The 22,578-nt window shown below is 64.9% G+C and carries 19 protein-coding genes; 10 read left to right on the forward strand and 9 right to left on the reverse strand.

Annotated elements, in window-relative coordinates; genetic code table 11:
- Window positions 1-8: 8 nt before the first annotated feature.
- Window positions 9-878 (reverse strand): LLM class F420-dependent oxidoreductase, encoded by an 870-nt coding sequence (locus CH292_RS09210; protein WP_094654525.1) that lies wholly within the window; start codon window positions 876-878, stop codon window positions 9-11.
- 19 nt (window positions 879-897) lie between these two features.
- On the reverse strand, window positions 898-1,638 hold the full coding sequence (locus CH292_RS09215; protein ID WP_094654526.1) for a hypothetical protein: 741 nt from the start codon (window positions 1,636-1,638) through the stop codon (window positions 898-900).
- 83 nt (window positions 1,639-1,721) lie between these two features.
- On the opposite strand from CH292_RS09215, the gene CH292_RS09220 reads away from it, so the two are divergent.
- Window positions 1,722-2,537 (forward strand): helix-turn-helix domain-containing protein, encoded by an 816-nt coding sequence (locus tag CH292_RS09220; RefSeq protein ID WP_256977986.1) that lies wholly within the window; start codon window positions 1,722-1,724, stop codon window positions 2,535-2,537.
- 18 nt (window positions 2,538-2,555) lie between these two features.
- Complete coding sequence (locus CH292_RS09225) at window positions 2,556-2,975, forward strand: VOC family protein (RefSeq protein WP_179275253.1); 420 nt, start codon at window positions 2,556-2,558, stop codon at window positions 2,973-2,975.
- Here the strand turns inward: CH292_RS09225 and CH292_RS09230 are convergent.
- A complete protein-coding gene (locus CH292_RS09230) occupies window positions 2,957-3,964 on the reverse strand; it encodes a glutathione S-transferase family protein (protein ID WP_179275252.1) in 1,008 nt (335 codons plus the stop codon). The genes CH292_RS09225 and CH292_RS09230 overlap by 19 nt on opposite strands.
- 4 nt (window positions 3,965-3,968) lie before the next feature.
- Window positions 3,969-4,661 carry a GNAT family N-acetyltransferase gene (locus CH292_RS09235; RefSeq protein ID WP_094654528.1) on the reverse strand — a complete coding sequence of 231 codons (693 nt, stop codon included), beginning with the start codon at window positions 4,659-4,661 and terminating at the stop codon, window positions 3,969-3,971.
- 148 nt (window positions 4,662-4,809) lie between these two features.
- Between CH292_RS09235 and CH292_RS09240 the strand changes: the two genes are divergently transcribed.
- Together CH292_RS09240 and CH292_RS09245 are read left to right on the forward strand one after the other, a co-directional pair.
- Window positions 4,810-5,013, forward strand: a complete 204-nt coding sequence (locus tag CH292_RS09240) for a cold-shock protein (protein WP_019665340.1) — start codon at window positions 4,810-4,812, stop codon at window positions 5,011-5,013.
- Window positions 5,014-5,241: 228 nt separating this feature from the next.
- Window positions 5,242-6,690: an MFS transporter gene (locus CH292_RS09245; protein WP_019665339.1), complete on the forward strand. Its 1,449-nt coding sequence runs from the start codon at window positions 5,242-5,244 to the stop codon at window positions 6,688-6,690.
- 94 nt (window positions 6,691-6,784) lie between these two features.
- On the opposite strand, the gene CH292_RS09250 is transcribed toward CH292_RS09245, so the two are convergent.
- Entirely contained in the window at window positions 6,785-7,930 is a 1,146-nt protein-coding gene (locus CH292_RS09250; protein WP_019665338.1) for an acyl-CoA dehydrogenase family protein, read from the reverse strand.
- Between the two features lie 87 nt (window positions 7,931-8,017).
- On the opposite strand from CH292_RS09250, the gene CH292_RS09255 reads away from it, so the two are divergent.
- Together CH292_RS09255 and CH292_RS09260 are read left to right on the forward strand one after the other, a co-directional pair.
- Entirely contained in the window at window positions 8,018-8,809 is a 792-nt protein-coding gene (locus tag CH292_RS09255; RefSeq protein ID WP_094654529.1) for an enoyl-CoA hydratase/isomerase family protein, read from the forward strand.
- A gap of 10 nt (window positions 8,810-8,819) precedes the next feature.
- Window positions 8,820-9,755, forward strand: a complete 936-nt coding sequence (locus CH292_RS09260; RefSeq protein ID WP_094654530.1) for an adenosine deaminase — start codon at window positions 8,820-8,822, stop codon at window positions 9,753-9,755.
- Here the strand turns inward: CH292_RS09260 and CH292_RS09265 are convergent.
- Window positions 9,748-11,229: a molybdopterin-dependent oxidoreductase gene (locus tag CH292_RS09265; RefSeq protein ID WP_019665335.1), complete on the reverse strand. Its 1,482-nt coding sequence runs from the start codon at window positions 11,227-11,229 to the stop codon at window positions 9,748-9,750. The genes CH292_RS09260 and CH292_RS09265 overlap by 8 nt on opposite strands.
- A gap of 18 nt (window positions 11,230-11,247) precedes the next feature.
- Complete coding sequence (locus CH292_RS09270; protein ID WP_094654531.1) at window positions 11,248-12,543, reverse strand: D-arabinono-1,4-lactone oxidase; 1,296 nt, start codon at window positions 12,541-12,543, stop codon at window positions 11,248-11,250.
- A 66-nt stretch (window positions 12,544-12,609) separates the two neighbouring features.
- Between CH292_RS09270 and CH292_RS09275 the strand changes: the two genes are divergently transcribed.
- Together CH292_RS09275 and CH292_RS09280 are read left to right on the forward strand one after the other, a co-directional pair.
- Window positions 12,610-13,242, forward strand: coding sequence for a TetR/AcrR family transcriptional regulator (locus tag CH292_RS09275; protein ID WP_019665333.1), 633 nt, complete (start codon window positions 12,610-12,612; stop codon window positions 13,240-13,242).
- Between the two features lie 46 nt (window positions 13,243-13,288).
- The gene (locus tag CH292_RS09280) at window positions 13,289-14,482 is read left to right on the forward strand and encodes an alanine racemase (protein ID WP_176458789.1); all 1,194 of its coding nucleotides are present in this window, start codon (window positions 13,289-13,291) and stop codon (window positions 14,480-14,482) included.
- Here the strand turns inward: CH292_RS09280 and CH292_RS09285 are convergent.
- Window positions 14,479-17,913, reverse strand: a complete 3,435-nt coding sequence (locus CH292_RS09285; RefSeq protein ID WP_094654533.1) for a bifunctional RecB family nuclease/DEAD/DEAH box helicase — start codon at window positions 17,911-17,913, stop codon at window positions 14,479-14,481. The two genes, CH292_RS09280 and CH292_RS09285, sit on opposite strands and share 4 nt — an antisense overlap.
- A 56-nt stretch (window positions 17,914-17,969) precedes the next feature.
- On the opposite strand from CH292_RS09285, the gene CH292_RS09290 reads away from it, so the two are divergent.
- Window positions 17,970-18,584 (forward strand): alpha/beta hydrolase, encoded by a 615-nt coding sequence (locus tag CH292_RS09290; protein ID WP_020113087.1) that lies wholly within the window; start codon window positions 17,970-17,972, stop codon window positions 18,582-18,584.
- A gap of 43 nt (window positions 18,585-18,627) precedes the next feature.
- On the opposite strand, the gene CH292_RS09295 is transcribed toward CH292_RS09290, so the two are convergent.
- The gene (locus tag CH292_RS09295) at window positions 18,628-20,415 is read right to left on the reverse strand and encodes a long-chain fatty acid--CoA ligase (protein WP_033188077.1); all 1,788 of its coding nucleotides are present in this window, start codon (window positions 20,413-20,415) and stop codon (window positions 18,628-18,630) included.
- A gap of 450 nt (window positions 20,416-20,865) precedes the next feature.
- Here CH292_RS09295 and CH292_RS09300 point away from each other — a divergent pair, with 450 nt between their 5' ends.
- The gene (locus CH292_RS09300; RefSeq protein WP_170945279.1) at window positions 20,866-22,557 is read left to right on the forward strand and encodes a DEAD/DEAH box helicase; all 1,692 of its coding nucleotides are present in this window, start codon (window positions 20,866-20,868) and stop codon (window positions 22,555-22,557) included.
- The last annotated feature ends 21 nt before the right edge of the window (window positions 22,558-22,578 follow it).

Genomic DNA, 22,578 nt, shown 5'->3' on the forward strand with positions numbered 1-22,578 from the left:
CACGTGCTTCACAGAAATGCCGCGGCCACTTCCCGGTAGATCACCGACGGGTCGCCGTCGTCGGGTAGCGAGTGCAGCGTGACGTGCGAGGCGCCCGCGTCGAGGTGCTGACGGAGCCGGGAGGCGATGGCGTCCGCGTCTCCGTGTGCGACCAAGGCGTCGATGAGACGATCGCTGCCGCCGTCGCCGATCTCGTCCGCGGAGTACCCGAGACGCTTCAGGTTGTTCACGTAGTTCACCAGGTGCAGGTAGGGATTGTTGACGGGCGGCCGCCCGATCTCCCGAGCCTTCTCCGCATCGGATTCGAGCACTGCCTTGTGTTCGGGCGCGAGGATTTTGTCCGGGCCGAGGATCTCGCGGGCTTCGGCGGTGTGCTCGGGCGTCGTCAGGTACGGGTGAGCGCCTGCGCTTCGATCGGCCGACAGTTTCAGCACCTTCGGACCGAGGGCGGCGAGTACGCGTCGGGACTCGGGGACGCCGCCGTCGTCGAGGGCGTCGAGATAGTTCACCAGTGCGTCGTACGGCTTCTGGTACTCCTGCGTCGCTTCGGGGTGCCCGGCACCGATGCCGAGGAGGAATCGACCGGGATGCTTCTTCTCGATGCGGTGGTAGGACTCGGCCACGTCGGGCGCGGCGGCGGACCAGATGTTGACGATGCCGGTGGCAACGACGATGGACTCGGTGGCGTCGAGGATCTCCTCGGCCGAGGTCAGGTCTGCCGGCGGCGAGCCACCGAGCCAGATCGTGCCGTAGCCGCTGGATTCGATGAGGCGGGCCAGTTCCGGCGGGATGCCGGAGTAGTGCCGCCAGATTCCGAGTGTGCCCAAATCGGGTGTGCCCAGATCGGGTGTGCGCTGCTCAGGTGTGTCGGTGGTCATATGGTGTCCCAACGCCGAGTCACTGCTCGAGAATTCCGTCGATCGGGTCCGCGTCGATGACGGCGCCTTCGGGCCACATCTTCGGTGCCGGTCCGAAGGCTTCGCGGGCGTTGCGGATGACGCCCTTGCCGATGACGCGGTTTCCTGCGCCGCCGATCACGGCGCCGATTCCTGCGGGCAGAAGTTTGCCGAACAGCAGTGCACTGCGCTTGGCCAGGTACTTCTGGACGAATTTCTTGACGAGGGACTTGTTCATGTTCGTCATCGCGCCACCGGGAATTCGCGATGTGACGAGCGGGCCCCAGTTCTTCGCGGAGCTGCCGACGGTCTTCTGGACGATCTGCATGCCGGATTCACCCAGCGCCACCGACAGGACCAGCGCGCGTCGTTGTTGGTGATCGTGCACCGGAATGCCGTGCACCGATGCGACCGACAATGTCAGCAGCGCGGACGATTCGATGAAGAATGCGGTCTCGGCGCCCACGGCGGCGATCGACGCGACGGTGCCGACGCCCGGTACCGCGGCCGCTCCGCCGACGGCGCTGCCACTGCCGGTGACGGCGAGGAGGAAGCGGTTCTCCAGACGCTCGATCAGCTGTGCAGGCGTGTCGTCCGGGTGTGCCCGACGCATGTGTGCGACGTACTTCTCGACGGCGGGCCCCTGCAGGCGCGATGCGTTGTCGAGGATCTTGACGAGCGATTTCTCGAGACGCCCGCCTTCCTTGATGGTGTCGACCTGGTCGTTGCTCTTCTTCGCCACCGGCGCTCCCGATCTGCTCGTCGTACCGGTTTTCCGGCCCCGTCCCATTGCTACCCGTTCGCTCACGGTTCTACCCTGCGTGAATGGGCTGTGTTTCCGATGGTGCGCGACGGCGTCCTGCCGGCCGGCTTCGGCCGTACGTCTCGTCGTACGACGGATATCGGCTTGCCGGTTTCGAGCCGGGCGAGCATGTGGGCATGCCGAGTCCGGCGTTGACGGTCATCGTGTCGATCGAGTCGAAGCTCGAGATCGCGGATTCTCCGCGGCAGGGGTCCTGTGCGTTCGAGACGTTGGCCAGTGGCATCTCGGCCGAGCCCGTGACGATTGCGCACGACGGCAATCAACACGGGATCCAGTTGTCGTTGACGCCTGCGGGGTCGCGCGCGCTGTTCGGAGTGCCGACGTCGGCTTTGGGGGAATGGATGGTCGATCTGCCGGAGGTGCTGCCCCAGGCCGCCGAGATGGTCGAGCGTGTGTCCGCCGAGTCGGACTGGGATCGACGCTTCGATGTGCTCGACGAGATCCTCGGCCGTGCGTTGGTGGCGAGCGCGATCGATCCGACGTTGACCGAAGCCTGGCGTCTGCTGGTGGAGAACGGTGGATCGGCACGCGTCGGGGATGTGGCGCGGGAAATCGGGTGGAGTCGACGGCACCTGATCAACCGGTTCACGGCGGAGTTCGGCGTCGGGCCGAAGGACGCGGCGCGGATCGCGCGTTTCGATGCATCTCATCGACTTCTGCGACGCGAGACGATTCCTCCCCTCGCCGACATCGCCGCACAGTGCGGGTACTACGACCAGGCACACATGGCGCGGGAGTGGCGCGAGTTCGCCGGGATGGCGCCGTCGCGGTGGCGTCGGGAAGAGAAGTTCGCATTCGTACAAGATGACGACGTCTGATCCGAGCATGCTGTGGCCATGACATCCACGACAGTCTGGCCTTGTTTCCGCTACCGGGACGCCCGCGCGGCAATCACGTTCCTCGTCGACGTCCTCGGGTTCGCCGAGGCCGCCGTGTACGGCGACGGCGACGTCGTCGAACACGCCGAACTCCGCTGGCCCGAAGGCGGCGGCGTGATGCTCGGCAGTGCAAGTCGGGTCGTTCCGCAGACTCCACTCCAGGCCCGACCGGACAGCGCGATATCCGATCTACCTGCTGGAGTGGGCTCTGCCTATGTCGTCACCGACCACCCCGACGAGATTCACGATCGCGTCGTGGCGGCAGGTGGCGTCGTCGTCCAGGGGCTTCGGGAGGAGGACTACGGAAGCCGCGGCTTCACGTGCCGCGACCCCGAGGGTGTGCTGTGGAGTTTCGGAACCTACGCCGGAACCCAGTGATCGGCGGGAACGAGCTCCTCGGTGCGAGGCGGGGGAGGCGGGGTTCCGTCCCCGAAGGGACGTCCACCGAGTGATTCACGGCCGTGCGGTTCGAGCCAGCCGTGCAGATCCGGTCCTTTGGGCACGATCGACGTGGGATTGATGTCGGTGTGCACCACGTAGTAGTGCCTCTTGATGTGGTCGAAGTCGACGGTGTCTCCGAAGCCCGGCGTCTGGAACAGGTCCCGGGCGTAGTTCCAGAGCACCGGGATCTCCGTGAGCTTGCTGCGGTTGCATTTGAAGTGGCCGTGATAGACGGCGTCGAACCGCACGAGTGTGGTGAACAGGCGGACGTCGGCCTCGGTGATGGTGTCTCCGACGAGGTAGCGCTGCTCGCTCAGCCGCCCGGTCAACCAATCCAGTGCAGTGAACAGCCTGTCGTACGCATCGTTGTACGCCTCCTGTGACCCGGCGAATCCGCAGCGGTAGACGCCGTTGTTGACCTCGGTGAACACGCGCTTGGAGACTTCGTCGATCTCGGATCGAAGCGCTTGCGGGTACAGGTCGGGGGCGCCGTCGCGGTGGTACTGCGTCCACTCGGTCTCGAGGTCGAGGGTGATCTGCGGGAAGTTGTTGGTGACGACCTGTCCTGTGGCGATCTCGACGATCGCCGGCACGGTGATGCCGCGCGGGTACTCGGGGAACCGTGCGAAGTAGGCGTCCTGCAGCCGGGGGATGTTCAGGACCGGGTCGACGCCCCCGGGTTCCTCGTCGAAGTTCCAACTGCGTGGATCGTGCGTCGGACCTGGAATGCCGAGCGACAGCACGTCTTCGAGGCCGAGAAGACGACGGACGATGATCGAGCGGTGAGCCCACGGGCACGCGCGGGCGGCGACCAGTCGATATCTGCCCGGCTCGACCGGATACCCGTCGCGGCCGTCCGCGGTGATGCGGGTTTCGATGTAGTTGGTGTCGCGGGTGAATTCCTTGCCGTTCTCCACATAACTCATACCTTCAACCTACTTCGATCGACACCAGCACACCCCACTCTTCGAAACCCAGTCTCGCGCCGAGCCGTCGGGCAACGACGTTGTCGGCGTGGCACCGCCACTGCGGGATCATTCCTTCGTCGAACGCTTCGTTGGTGGCGAGGCGCGACACGACCTGGCCGTTGCCCTGGCGTCGGGCATCAGGGGCGGTGAGCACCCCGACGTCGCCGAGAAGTCCTTGCCATTCCGCGTAGCCCGCACTCGCGAGCGGTGCGGCTGCGTCCACAGGTGCGTCGTCGCCGAGAAGGGTGAACCACGACTGCTTGTGCACGAGGTCGGCAGCGATCACGTCGTCGGGCGCACAGGCGGATTCGAGACTGTCGACGTGTGCGCGTTCGTGCGAGATCAGTGGATCGTGGCGGTCGATGGTGGTGCCGGCATCGTCGGCGTACGACAACACGATCGGGCCGGATGTGCGACCGGAAGCGAGTTCCCTCAGGCGTCCGCCGGTCAGCTCGTCGTCGGACATCGTCGCCGCCGCGGTCAGTGCCGACGCGGGCCCGATCAGTGCGCTGGAGTCACCGAGACGAACAAATGTGACGGAGGTCGCATTCTCGTCGGAGTGCACGTGGCGAACACCGGGCCGAAACGCGGAATCGCCGAGGTCGAAGTGCCTGGACCACGCGAGGCGGATGATGTCGTGATGATGTGAATCCACCGAATCGAGGCTATCGGGTGCTCGGGAAAATCAAGCTATTGGACTTTTTCTGCCCCGCTGTTTCGCAATCGCGTGATCAATGGCAGTATCGCCAGTGAGATTAGTGCTTCGACGTGAAGGGCTAGCTCGCTTACAGAAGGTTTACGGTATGACGCAGGGCAGTGTTAAGTGGTTCAACGGCGAAAAGGGCTTCGGCTTCATCGAGCAGGATGGTGGCGGACCTGACGTGTTCGTTCACTACTCGGAGATCCAGGGATCTGGCTTCAAGACGCTCGACGAGGGTCAGCGCGTGGAGTTCGAGGTTGGACAGGGCCAGAAGGGTCCTCAGGCAACGGGCGTTCGCGCTATCTGATCCCCTCAAGGATCGCCACCCGAAATTGCTGACGGCTTGACGCTGTCTTCAGTTCAGGTACCCGAAGAGGCCGGGCACACGGAGTTCGCTCCGAGTGCCCGGCCTCTTTGCGTGCCGACTTCGCTGTGGTGGCATTGTCATCGGGGACCGAATGAACCGTTCGGTCACTCCAAGTGACCGAACGTCACGTTCGGTCACCTCAGGCGATGAACCGACGGGGGACAGACGATGACGACGCAGAGTGCGCCGGTCGAGATCAAGCCGTGGCCTGCGCTGTGGGCGCTGTGTCTCGGCTTTTTCATGATTCTCGTCGACACGACGATTGTTGCGGTGGCGCAGCCGGCGATTCTCGACGGTTTGCAGACCGATATCAACAATGTCATCTGGGTGACCAGTGCGTACCTGTTGGCTTATGCCGTACCGCTTTTGGTGACCGGTCGGCTCGGGGATCGGTTCGGACCTCGGAATCTCTACATCGCGGGCCTTGTGGTGTTCACCCTGGCGTCGGTGTGGTGTGGTCTGTCGGGTTCGATCGAGATGTTGATCGCGGCTCGTGCGGTGCAGGGTGTGGGCGCAGCGATGATCACCCCGCAGACCATGGCGGTCATCACGCGAATCTTCCCTGCGGACAAGCGCGGGACAGCGATGGGTGCGTGGGGTGCGGTGGCCGGGGTCGCGACGCTCGTCGGGCCCATTCTCGGCGGCGTGCTCGTCGATTCGCTCGGGTGGGAGTGGATCTTCTTCATCAACGTGCCGGTGGGGGTCGTCGCCATCGTGTTGGCACTGAGGTTCGTTCCGGTGTTGCCGACCAACGAGCACAAGTTCGACATCCTCGGTGTGGTGCTCAGCGCGGTGGCGTTGTTCGCCATCGTGTTCGGGATCCAGGAGGGGCAGCGGTTCGACTGGGACGGCCGCGTCTGGTCGTTGATCGCCGCCGGGACAGTGGTCTTCGCGGTGTTCGTGTACTGGCAGGCCAAGAACCGCAACGAGCCGCTGGTTCCACTGGCGCTGTTCAAGGATCGTAATTTCTCGCTGTCCAACATCGGTATCGCCGCAATGGGTTTCGCGACGGCCGGAATGATGTTGCCGTTCATGTTCTATGCGCAGAGTGTGACCGGACTGAGCCCGACGCGCTCTGCCATCCTGTTCGTTCCGATGGCCGTGCTGACGGGGGCTCTGGCGCCGAACGTCGGAAAGCTCGTGGACCGAACCCATCCCCGCTACATCGCGGGCACCGGTTTGTTGTTGCTGGCGATATCGCTGCTCGCATTGGCCGTACTCATGACGCCGACCACGGCAATCTGGAAGCTTCTGATTCCCATTGCGCTGATGGGTGTGGCGAACGCGTTGATCTGGTCGCCGTTGGCGGCCACGGCGACTCGTAATCTCCCGCTGTCTCAGGCAGGCGCAGGCGCCGGTGTCTACAACACGACGAGAATGATCGGATCGGTCCTGGGCAGTGCGGGTATCGGCGCCCTCATCCAGTCTCGATTGGCCGTGGAAATTCCGGGTTCCGACGCGGCCGGTGCTAACGAGTTCAGCGGTCGTGTACCGGAAATGCTCCGTGACGGGTTCTCCACAGCCATGGCGCAGTCGTTGATTCTGCCGGCCATCGTGCTGCTGCTCGGTATGGTGGCGGTCTCGTTCTACGCCAGGCCTGCGTTCAAGCCTATGTGAGTGGAAATGACAGTCCCATCGGGTCGCTCCGCAGGCTCCGCTCCTGCCCCAGGGCCTACATTTCCACTCACACGAACATTTCGACTCACACAGGTCAGAGCCCGAGATCGCGGCCGATGAGCTCTTTCATGATTTCGTTCGACCCGGCCCAGATCTTGCTGACGCGGGCGTCCTTCCATGCCCGGGCGGCGCGGTACTCGTTCATGAAGCCGTAGCCGCCGTGCAGCTGCACGCAGTGGTCCAGGATTTCGTTCTGCACCTGGGACGTCCACCACTTGGCCTTGGCCGCGTCGATGGCGGTGAGCTCGCCCTTGCCGTGCGCGACGATGCAGTTGTCCACGAATGCCTGTGCGACATCGAGTTTGGTGACCAGCTCGGCGAGCAGGAATTTGTTCCACTGCAGTGATCCGATGGGCTGACCGAATGCCTTGCGGTCCTTGGCGTACTGGATGGTTTCCTCCAGGATCGGCCGTGTCTGCCCGAGGTTGGCCACGGCGCAACTGATGCGCTCCTGCGGCAGCAGCTGCATCATGTGGATGAATCCACCGTCGAATTCGCCGATCATGTTCGACGACGGCACGCGGACGTTCTCGAAGAAGAGTTCCGCGGTGTCGGATTCCGGCTGGCCGACCTTGTCGAGTTTGCGGCCGCGAGAGAAGCCTTCGGTGCCGTTCTCGACGGCGAAGAGCGTGATGCCCTTGGCCTTCTTCTCGGGCGTCGTGCGGGTGGCGACGATGACGAGGTCGGCGCTGTTGCCGTTGGTGATGAACGTCTTGGAACCGTTGATGATGAAGTCGTCGCCGTCCTTGACGGCGGTGGTCTTCAATGCGGCGAGGTCCGATCCGCCGGACGGTTCCGTCATCGCGATGGCGGTGAGGAGTTCACCGCTGCAGAACCCGGGGAGCCAGCGCTTCTTCTGTTCCTCGGTGGTGAGCTTGACGAGGTACGGCGCGACGATGTCGTAGTGGATCCCGAAGCACGACGCGACCGCCGCGCTCGATCGTGCGAGTTCCTCGCCGAGGACTGCGTTGAATCGGTAGTCGTCGGCGCCGCTGCCGCCGTACTCTTCCGGTACTTCGAGGCCGAGGAAGCCGTTGCGTCCGGCTTCGAGCCAGATGTCACGGTCGATGAAGCGCTGCTCGATGAGCTTCTCTTCTCGGGGCGCGATCGTGCGGGTGACGAATTCTCGGGCGGATTCGCGGAACGCGTCGTGGTCGTCCTCGAACAGGGAGCGCTTCATGTGTGTTCCTTCCGGTAACGGTAATTCTCGTCTGCACAATACTCGCCGGTAACTTCGCCTTCGGCAGCGTATGGCACTCTGACAGTCATGGCTGACCAACCCACGTCCCTCGTCCGGTACACCACCGACGCCGGCGCCGAGGTCGCAGTGCTGACCTTCGACCACGGCCCCCTCAACCTGTTCGACCAAGCGATGTTCGACGCCGTGGCGGCCGATGTCGCCGCCCTCGTCGCCGATCCGCCTCGCGCGGTCCTGCTGCGCGCCGAGGGCAAGGTCAACTCGGCCGGGGTGGACGTGCATGTCTTCGAGGGGCTGACCGCTCAACAGGGCGCCGATCTGTGGCGCACGCTCTTCGCGCAGATCGCGCATCCGCTCGAGGCGTTGCCGTGCCCGGTCGTGTATGCCGCGCACGGCCTGACTCTCACCGCGGCCTTCGAGATCTCTCTTGCCTGCGACATCATCGTGGCGTCGCCGAGAGCGAAGTTCGGACTGGTCGAGACCGTCGTCGGGCTCACGCCGTCCATGGGCGGCCCGCAGCGTCTCGCCGAGCGCGCCGGTTCCGGACGTGCGCGCGAGCTCGTGATGACGGGTGATCTCTACGACGCGGCAACCCTGAAGGATTGGGGCGTCGTCAACAGCATCCACGACGATGTCGACGCCTATGCCCGTTCCCTGGTGGAGCGGTTGGCCGCCGGTCCGACGGTGGCTCACGCTGCCACCAAAAAGATTGTGGCAGCGTGGCGTTCGGGTGGTGTTGCTCATGCGGACGAGGTGACGTCGGACGTGTCGGGGGCGTTGTTCGAGACCGATGATCTTCGCGGGGCGGTTGCGAGTTTTCTCGAGAACGGCCCGGGTAAGGCGACGTACACAGGCAAGTAAGCTGGTTCCAATGACCACGTTGCCCCTCGCAGAATTGCACATGCACATCGAAGGGTCCTTGGAGCCTTCGCAGATCTTCGAGTTCGCCGAGCGGAACGGTATGGCGTTGCCGTACAGCGATATCGGTGAGTTGGAGGCGCTGTACGAGTTCACGGATCTGCAGTCGTTCCTGGATCTGTACTACGCGAACATGTCGGTGTTGCGGACGGCGGAGGATTTCGCCGATCTTGCGCGGGCGTACTTTCGTCGGGCTGCGGCGGGTGGTGTGACGCGGGCGGAGATCTTCTTCGATCCGCAGGCGCACACGGATCGGGGTGTTCCGTTGGAGGCTGTCGTCGAGGGGTTGGCCGAGGCGTCGGCGTCGAGCGAGCGGGAGTTCGGCGTCACGAGTGGGTTGATCGCGTCGATTCTGCGGGACAAGCCGGTGTTGCATGCGAACAAGCTGCTGGATGATCTGCTGGCGATGAAGGCGCCGATCATCGGTCTCGGTCTGGATTCCGCGGAGGCGGGGTTCCCGCCGTCTCTGTTCGTGGACGTGTTCGCCAAGGCCAGGGCCGAGGGTTTGCACGTGGTCGCGCACGCGGGCGAGGAAGGTCCGGCGGAGTACATCTGGGAGGCTCTGGATCTGCTGAAGGTCGAGCGGATCGATCACGGTGTGCGGTGCCTCGAGGATGATACGTTGGTGAATCGTCTTGTGGACGAAGAGGTTCCGTTGACGGTGTGCCCACTGTCGAATGTTCGGCTCAAGGTGATTCCCGACCTGAAGGACCATCCGATTCGGCAGATGATCGAGCGTGGCCTGGTGGTTACCGTCAATTCCGACGATCCGGCGTACTTCGGCGGTTATGTGGACGACAACTTCGCTGCGCTCACCGAGCAGGTGGGTCTCACCGAGCGCGAACGAGAGATCCTGTACGACAATTCGATCAAGGCGTCCTTCATCTGACGGTGACGAACGCCTTCGGGTAGCCGGTGGCGCCGTCGGGAACGGTGTCGGCCGTCATCGAGGTCTGGATGTCGCCGTCGGCGTCGGTGGCTCGTGCACGGATGGTGTGGTCGCCCGGTGCCGCGTCCCACTGGTACGTCCACTGGCGCCAGGTGTCCGTCGAGTACTCCTCGGACAGTGTTGCGGCGACCCAGTTTCCGTCGTCGATCTGGACGTCGACGCCGGAGATTCCGGTGTGTTGGCGCCAGGCGACTCCGGCGATCACGACGGTGCCGGCGTCGACCGCGGCACCCGAGCGTGGGGTGTCGATACGTGATGCGGTCTTGATGGGTCCACGTTCGCCCCAGCCTCGGTCGGTCCAGTAGGCGCTGGCCTTGTCGAAGCGGGTGATCTCGAGGTCGGTCACCCACTTGGTCGCGGACACGTAGCCGTACAGCCCCGGGACGACGAGACGAGCCGGGTATCCGTGTTCCACGGGCAACGGTTGACCGTTCATGCCGACGGCGAGCAGCGCGTCCCTACCGTCGAGCAACACGTCCAGCGGCGTTCCGGCGGTGAAGGCGTCGTGGCTGGAGGACAGCACCATGTCCGCATCGTCGTGAATGCCGGCCTCCTCCAGGAAGTCTCGCAGCGGGTAGCCGATCCACGTCGCATTGCCGACGAGGTCACCGCCGACGATGTTGGACACGCACGTCAGCGTGACCGTCCGCTCCACCGCTTGCCTCGACATCAGGTCCTCGAACGTGATCTCGATTTCACGGTCGACCATCCCGTGGATGCGTAGTGACCAGTCCTCGGACGACACCTGCGGCACCACGAGTGCAGTGTCGATGCGGTAGAAGTCCTCGTTCGGGGTGATGTAGGACGCCAAGCCGTCGATCCGCAGGTCGGCGCCGTCGGGAATCGGGGTCTGCGGAGTCGGTACCGGGAGGCGGAAACCGAGCCGGTTGGCCGTGACATCGCGTGCGTGGCCGATCAACCGACCTGCTGTTCCCGCGGCGACGGCAACCACACCTGCGGCGAGCGCGAGTCCGAGAAAGCTGCGCCGGGATACACCACCTGCAACCGGGTCCTTCGTTTTGAGGAGGGCGTTCAGGACGACGATGCCGGCTGCGACGCCGAGGATCGTCGGCAGCGCGGTGAGCGGGGTCGCGGTCGAGCGAGTGACCGCGGCGAGCACGCCGATCACGCCCAGGACACCGAAGAGCACGGCGCCGAGTGGGCGACGCAGCATGCCCGCTCCGGCTGCAATAGCAGCGATGACCAGTGCCATTCCGATGAAGAGGGCGGTCTTGTCGGCTGTGCCGAACGTGTCGATGGCCCATTCGCGTACGGCTTCGGGGGTGTTGTCGACGACGGCCGATCCGACGGCGAAGAAGGGCGATGCGTTCGGCCCGAACGGTACGGCGACGAGTTCACCGACGCCGAGAACAACTCCGGCAGCGATGATCCCGGCGAGTGGCTTTTCGATCATCACTCCAAGATAGGCGCCTCACATAGGGAGGGTGGTGCGCAGATACTCGTTGCCGAAGATACGGTCCGGGTCCATTCTGTTGCGCACCGCGACGAAGTCCTCGAACCGCGGATACATCTCGGCGAAATCGTCGGCGCGCATCGAGTGCAACTTGCCCCAGTGCGGGCGACCCCCGACGCTGCGGGCGATGGCTTCGACGGCATCGAAGTAGTCGCGATGATCACGGCGGTGGTACTGATGCACGGCGATGTAGGCGGTGCCGCGGCCGTAGGCGGTGGAGAGCCAGATGTCGTCGGAGGCTGCGAAGCGAACCTCGACGGGGAATGCGACGACCAATCCCGACGATCGTTGCCACCGATCGATTTCCCGTATCACCGACGCCACCGTGTCCGCGGGGACCGCGTATTCCATCTCGCGGAATTTGACGGTGCGCGTCGACGCGAACACCCGGTAGCTGCGATCGGTGAACTCGCGGGCGGACAGCGCCCGGGACGACAACGCGTTGACGCGCGGAATGGCCGACGGGAATCGCGTCACGGCGCGGTTGACCAGCTCGAATGCCCGGTTGGCGAGCAGGTCGTCGTCGACGAACGCCCGCAGGCGAGAGAGTGGCCTCGTGGCGTCACCGGGCACGCGCGTGTTCGTTTTGGTGAGTACGCGGTCGGTGTGCGGGAACCAGTAGAACTCGAAGTGGTCGGCGTCGTTCCACGCCTGAGAGTCGAGCGTTCCACCGAGCGTCGCGGGTGCTTCGGCAGCGTGCAGCACGTACGCGGGCTCGCATCGCAACGTCACCTTCGTGATGATTCCGAGAGCGCCGAGCCCGACGCATGCGGCGTCGAACACGTCGGTTTCGGTCTCCCGGGAGCAGTGCACGATGCTGCCGTCGGCGGTCACCAGTTCCAGCGCGAGAACCTGAGTCGAGATGCCACCGAAGCGCTGTCCCGTCCCGTGAGTACCGGTCGAGAGTGCACCGGCGATCGATTGTTCGTCGATGTCGCCGAGGTTCGTCATCGCCAGACCCAGATCCCACAACGCGGCCGACAATGCGCGGAGGCGAGTGCCCGCGAGGACGGTGACGGCGGAACAACCGTCGGGCAAGGGATGTACGGACTCGATGCCCTGCATCAGGTCCAGGCTCATCTGCACCCCGTCGGTGACCGCGATGGATGTGAACGAGTGCCCGGCGCCGACGCACTTCACCGTCGCCCCGCGCTGCAGAGTCCGTATCACGTCCTGCACCGATCTCGGCCGCACCACATCCGCCGGATGTGCGACTTGGTTGCCTGCCCAGTTACGCCACTCGCGCCCCGTCATCGACCCACTATGGCACTCGAGGGAATCCGACCACCGGGTCCGACACGCGGGCCTACTATCGGACGCATGCAGACCCGGCTGCCCGTCGATGCTCGGCGTGCACACCTGGTCCACGCGGCGTTGAACCTAGCCGAACGGGTCGGTGTGGACGCGTTGACGGTCCGTGCCGTCGCCGAGGAGGCGTCGGTTCCCCGCGGAGCCGTCTACTACTGCTTCGAATCCAAGGAAGATCTGGTCATCGCCATGGGCGAGGGCTTGGTGGTCGATGTCACAGCGGCGCTGTTCACCGCGTTCGAGCATCCGAGTCACGTCGGCGGGGTGCGTGGGCTGCGGATGTTGGTGCACAGCGGTCTGACGGCGATCTGGCCACTCGTGGAGGAGACGGCCGATCGGCAATTGCTGTCCTACGAGATCAAGACGTATCTGCTTCGGCACCGCGCGCTCGGCTCGGAGGTCGCCGCGACCATCGCATCCGGTCAATACCGGATTCGCGACACCGACACGTTCGCGTTCCTGGACAGGTGCGCGCGGATCACCGGCACCCGCTGGCTGGAGCCGACGTCGGCCGTCGCGCATTTCGGGATGGCCACAGTTGACGGGCTGATTCTGCGGTGGCTGGTCGACAGGGACGACATGGCAGTGATCACTGCACTCGACGATCTGTCCGGTGTCATCGCAGGCAAGGCCGTCGAAATCTGACGGGGAGGGCGATCGGTGGTTAGCTGACCGGGTGCCGACCGACCGTATGCCCTCTCTGAATCTTCTCGCCGACGCCACCGCGCATCTCGAGCCGCCGTTCGCCGTCGTCGATGCGGGGGCTCTGGACGCGAACGCTGCTGATCTTCGGCGGCGGGCGGGGTCGACGCCGATTCGTGTCGCCAGCAAGTCGGTCCGTTCCCGGGCGATTCTGGAGCGTGTGCTGGGTCCGAATCTCACTGCAGCACAGCAGTTCGAGGGAATCATGGCGTACTCGCCGGCCGAGGCGATCTGGTTGGCGAGGGCGGGGGCGGAGGACGTTCTGGTCGGGTATCCGACGGTGGACAGGGTCTCGTTGGAGGAGATCACCCGAGATCGGGTGCTGTCGGGGCGCATCACGCTGATGATCGACGATCCCGCCCATCTCGATGTGATTCGCGAGGCCGCCGGTTCGGATCGGCCTCGGCCGCGCGTGTGCATCGACGTCGACGCCTCGCTTCGTCTGGGGCCGATCCACCTCGGTGTCCGACGGTCACCGCTGCGGGAGCCTGCGCAGGTGGCGTCGTTCGCGAGGACGGCCAAGGACCGAGGATTCCGGGTTGTCGGTGTCATGTTCTACGAGGCGCAGATCGCGGGACTGCCGGATTCCAACCCGGTGGTCGAGCTGATGAAGAAGGTGTCGACTGCAGAGTTGCGGACCCGCCGGTCGACGGTAGTCGACGCGGTCGTCGATGCCGTCGGCCCGCTGGAACTGGTCAACAGCGGCGGCACCGGGTCGCTCGAAGTCAGCTCCGCGGCGTCCTCGGTCACCGAGGTGACGGCCGGGTCGGGGTTGTTCGCGCCGACGTTGTTCGACCGCTACCGGGCATTCACGCCGGAGCCCGCGCTGTACTTCGTGTTGCCGGTCGTCCGTACGCCGACGCCGACGATCGCGACGGTGTTCGGTGGGGGATACGTCGCGTCGGGTCAGGCATCGAGGTCGCGTCTGCCCGCCCCGGTGGCGCTCTCCCGAACTGCGCAGGGAATCCTGCGGGGAGGGCTGAAGCTTCTGCGCAACGAAGGCGCCGGTGAGGTGCAGACTCCCGTCGCCACCAGCGGTGCGCGTATCGGTGATCGCATCTGGTTCCGTAACGCGAAGGCCGGAGAGCCGTGTGAGCGGGTCGATACGCTGCATGTCGTCGAGTCCGACGGCAGCGTCAGCGTGGTCCCGACGTACCGCGGCGAGGGCAAGAACTTCGGCTAGGCGGGTGTGTTCTCGGTCAACGCCATGAACGCCCCGAGGGAGTCCAGGCCGTCGGGGGTGGCGGGGAGGTAGTGGGTGAGGGTTCGGGACTGGATGATCATTGCTGCCCATTGCCCGCGAGAGAGGGCCACGTTCAACCGGTTTCGGGACAGCAGAAATCCCGCTCCGCGGGGTGAGTCACCGAGGTTGGATGCGGTCATCGACAGGAGGGCGACTGCGGCTTGTCTGCCTTGGAACTTGTCGACGGTTCCGACGAGGACCTCGGCCAGTCCGGCGCGGTCCAATGACTCTCGGATGCAGGCGACCTGGGCGTTGTACGGGGCGACGACGATGAAGTCGGTCGGCTCGAGTGGGCGGGGACCGGAGTGCGTGTCGGGGTTGGTCCACGGCAGGCCGACCATCTTCTCGATCTGTCGACGAACTTCTTCTGCTTCTTCGGGTGATTCGGTGGTTCTGGCGTCGTGGTCGATGGTCACCGTGTGCAGTCCGGGTCGCAGGCCGTCCAGGACGCGTCGGGACGTGGCGTCCTCGTTGGAGAACAGTTTGTTCTCGTAGGACAACGCGGAGACCGGTGCGCACAGGTCGGGGTGCATGCGCCAGGTGCGGCTGAGGAAGTAGCCGCGGTCGGCGGGAAGTGCACCATGCCCGGCGGCGAGCCATCCGAGCGCGGACTCGTCGACGGGCTCCGGATGTGTTCCTTGGCTGACCTGGGGGAGTTGCTGAGGGTCGCCCAGTAGCAACAGGTTTCGTGCGGACCCTGCGACGGCGATGGTGTTGGCCAGGGAGAATTGTCCGGCTTCGTCGACGACGAGCAGGTCGAGCGATCCGGGGACGACGCGGGTGGTGTGCGAGAAGTCCCAGGCGGTTCCGCCGACGACGCAACCCTCCGCTGCGTCGGCCACGAAGGACGGGTACTTGCCCTCCTCGAGCTCGGTCACGCCGTCGGGCGCCTTCTTCTTGCCGACGAGCTGTTCGGGGACCCCGGCGCGGACGATCCCGTCGAGCAGGTTGTCCACGACAGAATGTGACTGTGCGACAACGCCGATACGCCAGTGGTGATCGCGGACGAGCGAGGAGATGACCGCGGCCGCGGTGTAGGTCTTGCCGGTTCCGGGTGGTCCTTGCACGGCGAGGTACGAGTTGTCGAGATCGGTCAGTGCGCCGAGGATCGCGCCGATGTAGTCGCTGCCGACGACGGCGGGAAGCCCGGAGCCGGACCGCGTGCGAGGAGCCGACCGTGATGTCAGATCGGCGACTGCCGTTGCAGGGAGGTCGGGCAACGATGCCGCGAGTTCCTCGGCGGCAGTGACGATCGCCGCTTCGATGCTGACCGTGGGGATGGGTGAGACCGGCGCTGCGGCCATCGGCAGCGCCGACCACGGGTCCGCGCCTGCTGTCAGCTTCTCCTCGATCACGACGACGTCGTCCTCGGCCTCGACCAGGTCGCCTCGGCTGCACGCCCGGTACGACGGGTGAGGCTGTTCCAGGCCGTCGGGTGCGGGTGTGTCGTAGAGCAACCGGACCGACTTCTCGACGCTTCCCGCGCCCGTCAGTCTCAGTCGCCGTCGCAGCAACTTCTGCCGCGGCGTGGTCTTCGCCCATTCGCTCTCGGCTTCCGCCGAGTCGACGGTGAACACTCCCGGGGCGTCGGCCCACTCGTCGACGGGGCTCTGCAACCGGTCGAAGTGTGCCCACCAGAACGGCTTTCGTTCGCGTCGGTGGTATCCGATGGATCCGCCGTAGAGTGCGACGGCGTGCTGGAGATCGGACCTGTCGCCGGTGAGTCCGGCGAATTCGCGGAGCGATTCTTCCAGCGGGGTGGCTTCTTCCTCGGTGTCGGCGCCGATGTCCGCCGCGTGGCGGGGTGGGATTCCTGCGTCGGAAGCCCTCTCCAGCAGCCAGTCTCGTAGTTTCAGAGTGGAATCACAGTCGTAGCGGTTGTAGTCGGCGATCTCGTTCAATAGTGCATCGGCTTCCTCGGTCCTGCCCTCGTCTCGGAGGTCGCACCAGTTGGCGTACTCGACGATCGACGCCGCGGCGTTGGTGACGTCGCCGTCGCGACCCGCGGGCATGTAGAGGGGTTCGAGTTTCTTGATGCTGTAGGAGCGTTCGCCGATGCGTAGCGCTGCTCGTACGACGGGGTAGAGGTCGACGAGCACGTTGTCGCGGAGGAGGTCGTCGACGACCTCCTCGCCGACGCCGTATCGCCCGGCGAGCCTGAGCAGCGCGGTCTTCTCGTAGGCGGCGTAGTGGTAGACGTGCATGCCGGGAAATTGTTTCCGGCGTTCGACGACGTAGGCGAGGAAGTCGATCAGGGCCTGGCGTTCCTGTACGCGGTCGTGCGCCCACAACGGAAGAAACTGCCCGTCGGTGTCGAGAACGCCGAACAGATATTCCAGGCCCCACTCGGTGGATCCTGCCGGGAGTGCAGCCCGCGGATCGGCTCCTGAGGTTGGTTCTGCCCAGAGTGGGTCGCCTTCGAAGTCGAAGAAGATGTCGCCGGGATTCGGTTCGGGGATGGCGCCGAGCGCGTCGGCGTCGAAGATCTCGTACTCTGTTCTGTCGCTTGCGGACTGGGTGATCTGCAGACCTGCTTGCGCGCGCAGGTTGCCGAGGATGCGAGCCGAGATGCCGTCGATCGGGCCGTCGCCGGATGCCAGTTGGACGGTTGTGGTGACGTCGGCGTCGTGCAGATGCGCTCGGTGGCCTCCGGTCAATCCGGCGACGAGGAGGAGGTCGTCCCGTGCGACGACTTGCTCGTCGCACATCTCGCAGCGCCCGCACTTGGTGAAGCGAGGGTCGGCCCAGTCGACGGCGTCGCCGTCGCGCACGTGTTCGTCGAGGATGTCTTCGAGGTGGGCACGTTGGCGACGGTAGATAGGGAGTAGGTTCCGCCGGGCGTGGTCTGTGGTCGTTCCGTCGCCCAGCATGAGGTGCAGGGTGTCGGCGACATCGATTCCGCTCGATCCGAGTGCGTCGGCGTAGGCGGCGAGTTGCAGTAGTGCCGGGACGCGTGCGTGGCGGGACAGCTTGGTGTCGTACACGGAGTACCCCGCGTCCTCCTTGACGAGGAAGTCGCAGAATCCGAGGAACCGGCCGTCGAAGAATGTCGCCTGGTACAGGACGTCGTACCCCCACAGCGCGGTTTCGATGGTGGCGGCGTGCGCGTCGGCGAGGCCCTGCATGGTTCGTTCGGGGCGCGGCATGATGGACACGCCCGCGCCGAACCGTTTCCGGAACGCGTCGAGTTGGCGTCGTTCGTGGGCGAATCCGAGTTCCGACGTGCGTTCCAGCATCGGGTCGGGTGCGGTGGGGACCGGCTTCGTCCGGCCGAGTTTGGCGTCGAGGGTGCGCAGCAATGCGTATTCGCATTCGGCTGCGGCCGACAGGTCGCTGGCGCTGTAGATGACCTGATCACCGAGTACGAACACGCGCCCAACTGTAGGTGAATGCAGCGACAGGTCCGTGGAGAAGGCAAAATAGTCGAATGCCGTTTTTCGAAGGAGTCACCGGGGCCGTGCACTATCGGTCCTGGACCACGCCGCATCCCCGTCTCGTACTGGTGTTTCTGCACGGCTTGGGCCAGAACAGCGGCAATTATCATCGGTTCGCCCGCGTCATGAACACCGAGAACATCGACGTGTGGGCGGTCGATCACGTAGGTCACGGGCTGACCGAGGGCGAGTTGTCCGACGCGTCGCAGATCACGGGTCTTGCCGACAATGCCCTGCAGCTCGCGGACATCGCACGCTCCGAGCGTTCGGGTGTCCCGGTCGCGCTGATGGGCCACTCGCTCGGTGCCGCGACGGCAATCTCTGCGCTCGGAAAGAACCCGGACGGTTTCGCGTCGGTCGTACTGTGCGGAACTCCCAAGTCGACGACGGGCAAGCCGACCGATCTGAGCGATTCCACCTTGCCGCTGCTGGCGATGCACGGTGTCGACGACCGCATGGCCCCCATCGACGCAGTCCGGTCGTGGATCCCGAACGTGCCGGGCGCCCGCCTTCGTGAATTCGAGGACGCGGGCCACGATCTACTGCACGAGAAGGTTCACCGGACGGTTTCGCTCGAAGCCGCGGAGTTTCTCCTGACACACGTGTGACGGGCGGCCCGGTCCGGGTCCGCCCGCCACACGCAGAAACTGTCTACTTGGCGTAGATCGACTCGATCTCCGAGCCGCGCTCCTGGTGGATGATGTTCCGCTTGAGCTTCATCGTCGGGGTCAGTTCTCCCGATTCGACGGTGAAGTCCTGCTCCAGGATCTTGTACTTCTTGATCTGCTCGGCGTTGGACACCTTCTTGTTGGCGTCGGCGACAGCCTTGTCGATCTCGGCGACCAGTTCGGGGTGCTTCTTCAGGTCCTCGAACGAGATGTCGGTGAGGTTGTGCCGTTCCTTCCACCCGGGCAGGGCTTCGGGATCGAGGGTGAGAAGCGCGCCGATGAACGGCTTGGCGTCTCCGACGACGAGGGTCTGGCTGATCAGGGCGTGCGCGCGCAGTGCGTCCTCGAGCACGGCAGGTGCGACGTTCTTGCCGCCGGCCGTGACGATGATTTCCTTCTTGCGGCCGGTGATGGAGACGTATCCGTCCTGGTCGATGGCACCGAGGTCGCCGGTGTGGAACCACCCGTCGACGATGGACTCCGCAGTCGCCTTCTCGTTGTGCCAGTAGCCACCGAAGACGACCGGGCCCTTGAGCAGAAGTTCGCCGTCCTCGGCGATCTTGGCGGCGTGGCCGTTGAGCGGTTTGCCGACGCTGCCGATGCGCTGCTCGGCGGTGGTGTTGACGGTGATGGCCGCGCTGGTCTCGGTGAGGCCGTAGCCCTCGTAGACGGGGATTCCCACGCCGCGGAAGAAGTGACCGAGGCGTGCGCCGAGGGGGGCGCCGCCGGAGATTGCGCGGTCGCAGTTGCCGCCGAGTGCTGCGCGCAGCTTGGAGTAGACGAGCTTGTCGAACACGGTGTGCTTGATGTTCAGGAGCAGTCCGGCGCCGCCTTTGTCCTGGGCTTCGCTCCACTCGATCGCGGTGGCCGCGGCCTTGTCGAAGATGCCGCCCTTGCCGCCGTCGTGTGCTTTCTGTTTGGCCGAGTTGTAGACCTTCTCGAACACACGCGGGACGGACAGGATGAAGTCCGGCTTGAACGTCGCGAACTGGTCGAGCAGCGTGGTGATGTCCGAGGTGTGGCCGATGGTGGCCTTCGACTCGAATGCGCCGAAGGAGACAGCGCGCGCGAACACGTGCGCCATCGGCAGGAACATCAGGGTGCGGTTGCCCTCTTTCATCGAATCGTGCAGAGCGAGCTGTGTGGCCTGCACCTCGGCGTAGAAGTTGGCGTGCGTCAGCTGGACACCCTTGGGGCGACCGGTCGTTCCGGAGGTGTAGATCAGCGTTGCGGGCGCCGACGCCTTCACCTGGTGACGCCTGGTGTCGAGGTCCTCGTCGCTGACGCCTGCACCGCGGGTGGTCAGTTCGTCGATGGCGCCTGCGTCGATCTGCAGCACCTCGCGCAGGTCTGCTGCGCCTTCGGTGACCTCCTTCAGTGCCTCGGCATGTGCGGGAGTCTCGAGAATCAGCAGTTTGGTGGCGGAGTCCTCGAGGATCCACTGAGCCTGATCGGCTGCGGAGGTCTCGTAGATCGCGACGGTGCAGCCGCCTGCGGTCCAGATGGCGTAGTCGAGGACGACCCACTCGTAGCGGGTTGCCGACAGGATCGCGACGCGGTCGCCCAGCTCGATGCCGGAGGCGATCAGGCCCTTGGCGACGGCTTTGACCTCCTTGGCGAACTGCGCTGCGGTGACGTCGGTCCAGGTTCCGCCGACGAGACGCTGGAACGGTACGAGGTTCGGGGACTCCTTCTCGTACCGGAAAACGGTATCGGCCATCGAAGCATCGTCGGGAATGGTGAATGACGCCGGCACAGAATATTCGCGCACTGTAGGACCCCTCCGGGAAAATGACGTAACAGGTGTGCATTTCATCACATTCGGGGCCGTGTTGCACTACCGAGGGTGTCCGGTTTGCGAATTTTTCCGACCAGTCGTGTGGAGTTAGGTGTGACTCGCAGTGCACAATAACTGTTGCGACCGTCGATTTCGACAGCGAGTGTCGCCTCGGTCACCACGACACCGACGATGCTGGTCGGCGGGACGGGGCGTGGGAGGTGACGTCGACCGCTGATTTGCGACACTCGTCTGTCCGAGTCCGTGACAGGGACTAAGCTCGGCTGTATATGAGCACAATCGACTACTTGTTCAACACTGCCGAATCAGGATGCCGCTGTGACGACTGACGAGTCCACTTCGAGCGGGTCGGCATCGGCGTCCTCCGAAGCGACCCCCTCCGCCGAGTCCCCTTCCGAGTCTCCCACCACCACGTTCGCCGATCTGGGTATCGACGAGCGCGTGCTGAAGGCTCTGCATGCCGTGGGCTACGAGAGTCCGTCGCCGATTCAGGCGGCGACGATTCCGCCGTTGATGAACGGCAGCGACGTCGTCGGCCTCGCGCAGACCGGCACCGGTAAGACCGCCGCGTTCGCCGTGCCGATCCTGTCGCGTCTGGACGTAGAGCGGCGTGTTCCGCAGGCGCTCGTCCTGGCGCCGACGCGTGAGCTGGCGCTGCAGGTGGCCGAGGCGTTCGGCAAGTACGCGGCCAACATTCCGGGCCTGCACATTCTTCCGATCTACGGCGGCCAGGCCTACGGTATCCAGCTGTCCGGGTTGCGCAAGGGCGCGCAGATCATCGTCGGAACGCCCGGTCGTGTCATCGACCACCTGGAGAAGGGGACGCTCGATCTGTCGCATCTCGAGTACCTGGTGCTCGACGAGGCCGACGAGATGCTCAAGATGGGCTTCCAGGAGGACGTCGAGCGCATTCTCTCGGACACTCCGGAGTACAAGCAGGTCGCGCTGTTCTCCGCGACGATGCCGCCTGCCATTCGCAAGATCTCCAAGCAGTACCTGCACGATCCGGTGGAGATCACCGTCAAGACCAAGACGTCGACGGCACCGAACATCACCCAGCGGTACGTCCAGGTGGCGCATCAGCGCAAGCTCGAGGCACTCACTCGCATCTTCGAGGTCGAAGAGTTCGAGGCGATGATCATGTTCGTCCGTACCAAGCAGGCCACCGAGGAACTCGCGGAGAAACTGCGGGCCAGGGGCTTCTCGGCAGCGGCCATCAACGGTGACATCGTCCAGGCTCAGCGTGAGCGCACCATCGGTCAGCTCAAGAACGGCACCATCGACGTTCTGGTCGCGACCGATGTCGCGGCCCGCGGACTCGACGTCGACCGAATTTCGCACGTCATCAACTACGACATTCCGCACGACACCGAGTCCTACGTGCACCGCATCGGTCGCACCGGGCGAGCGGGACGTGCAGGCGAGGCACTGCTGTTCGTCGCACCGCGGGAGCGTCACCTGCTCAAGGCGATCGAACGTGCGACGCGTCAGCCCATCACCGAGATCCAGTTGCCGAGCGTCGACGACGTCAACGCCCAACGTGTCACCAAGTTCGGCGACTCCATCACCGAGAGCCTGAACTCGCCGAACCTGAGCTTGTTCCGCAAGCTCATCGAGGATTACGAGCGTGAGCACGACGTCCCGTTGGCGGACATCGCAGCGGCTCTGGCCGTTCAATCCCGTGACGGCGAGGAGTTCCTGCTCAAGCCCGAGCCTCCTGCCCCGCCGCGCGCACCTCGCGAGAAGCGCGAGCCGCGGCCGGCGCGGACGTTCGACGACGATGCCGCAAGCTCGCACCACCGCAAGACCGGCCAGGCGATGGCAACGTACCGCATCGCCGTCGGCAAGCGTCATCACGTCGCTCCCGGTGCCATCGTCGGTGCCATCGCCAACGAGGGTGGGCTCCGGCGCTCGGACTTCGGACACATCAGCATTCGTCCCGATCACTCGCTCGTCGAGCTGCCCGCCGATCTCGCCGACGAGACGGTCGAGGCGTTGCGGCGCACCAGGATCAGCGGTGTGTTGATTCAGCTTCAGCCTGATTCGGGTCCTCCCGGTGGCCGCGGTGGCCCCCGCGGCGGCGGCAAGTTCAAGGGCCGTCGTCCCCGGGACTGACACGAGCACACGAGAAACCCC

Source organism: Rhodococcus sp. 14-2470-1a (assembly GCF_002259425.1).
Classification (GTDB): domain Bacteria; phylum Actinomycetota; class Actinomycetes; order Mycobacteriales; family Mycobacteriaceae; genus Rhodococcoides; species Rhodococcoides fascians_E.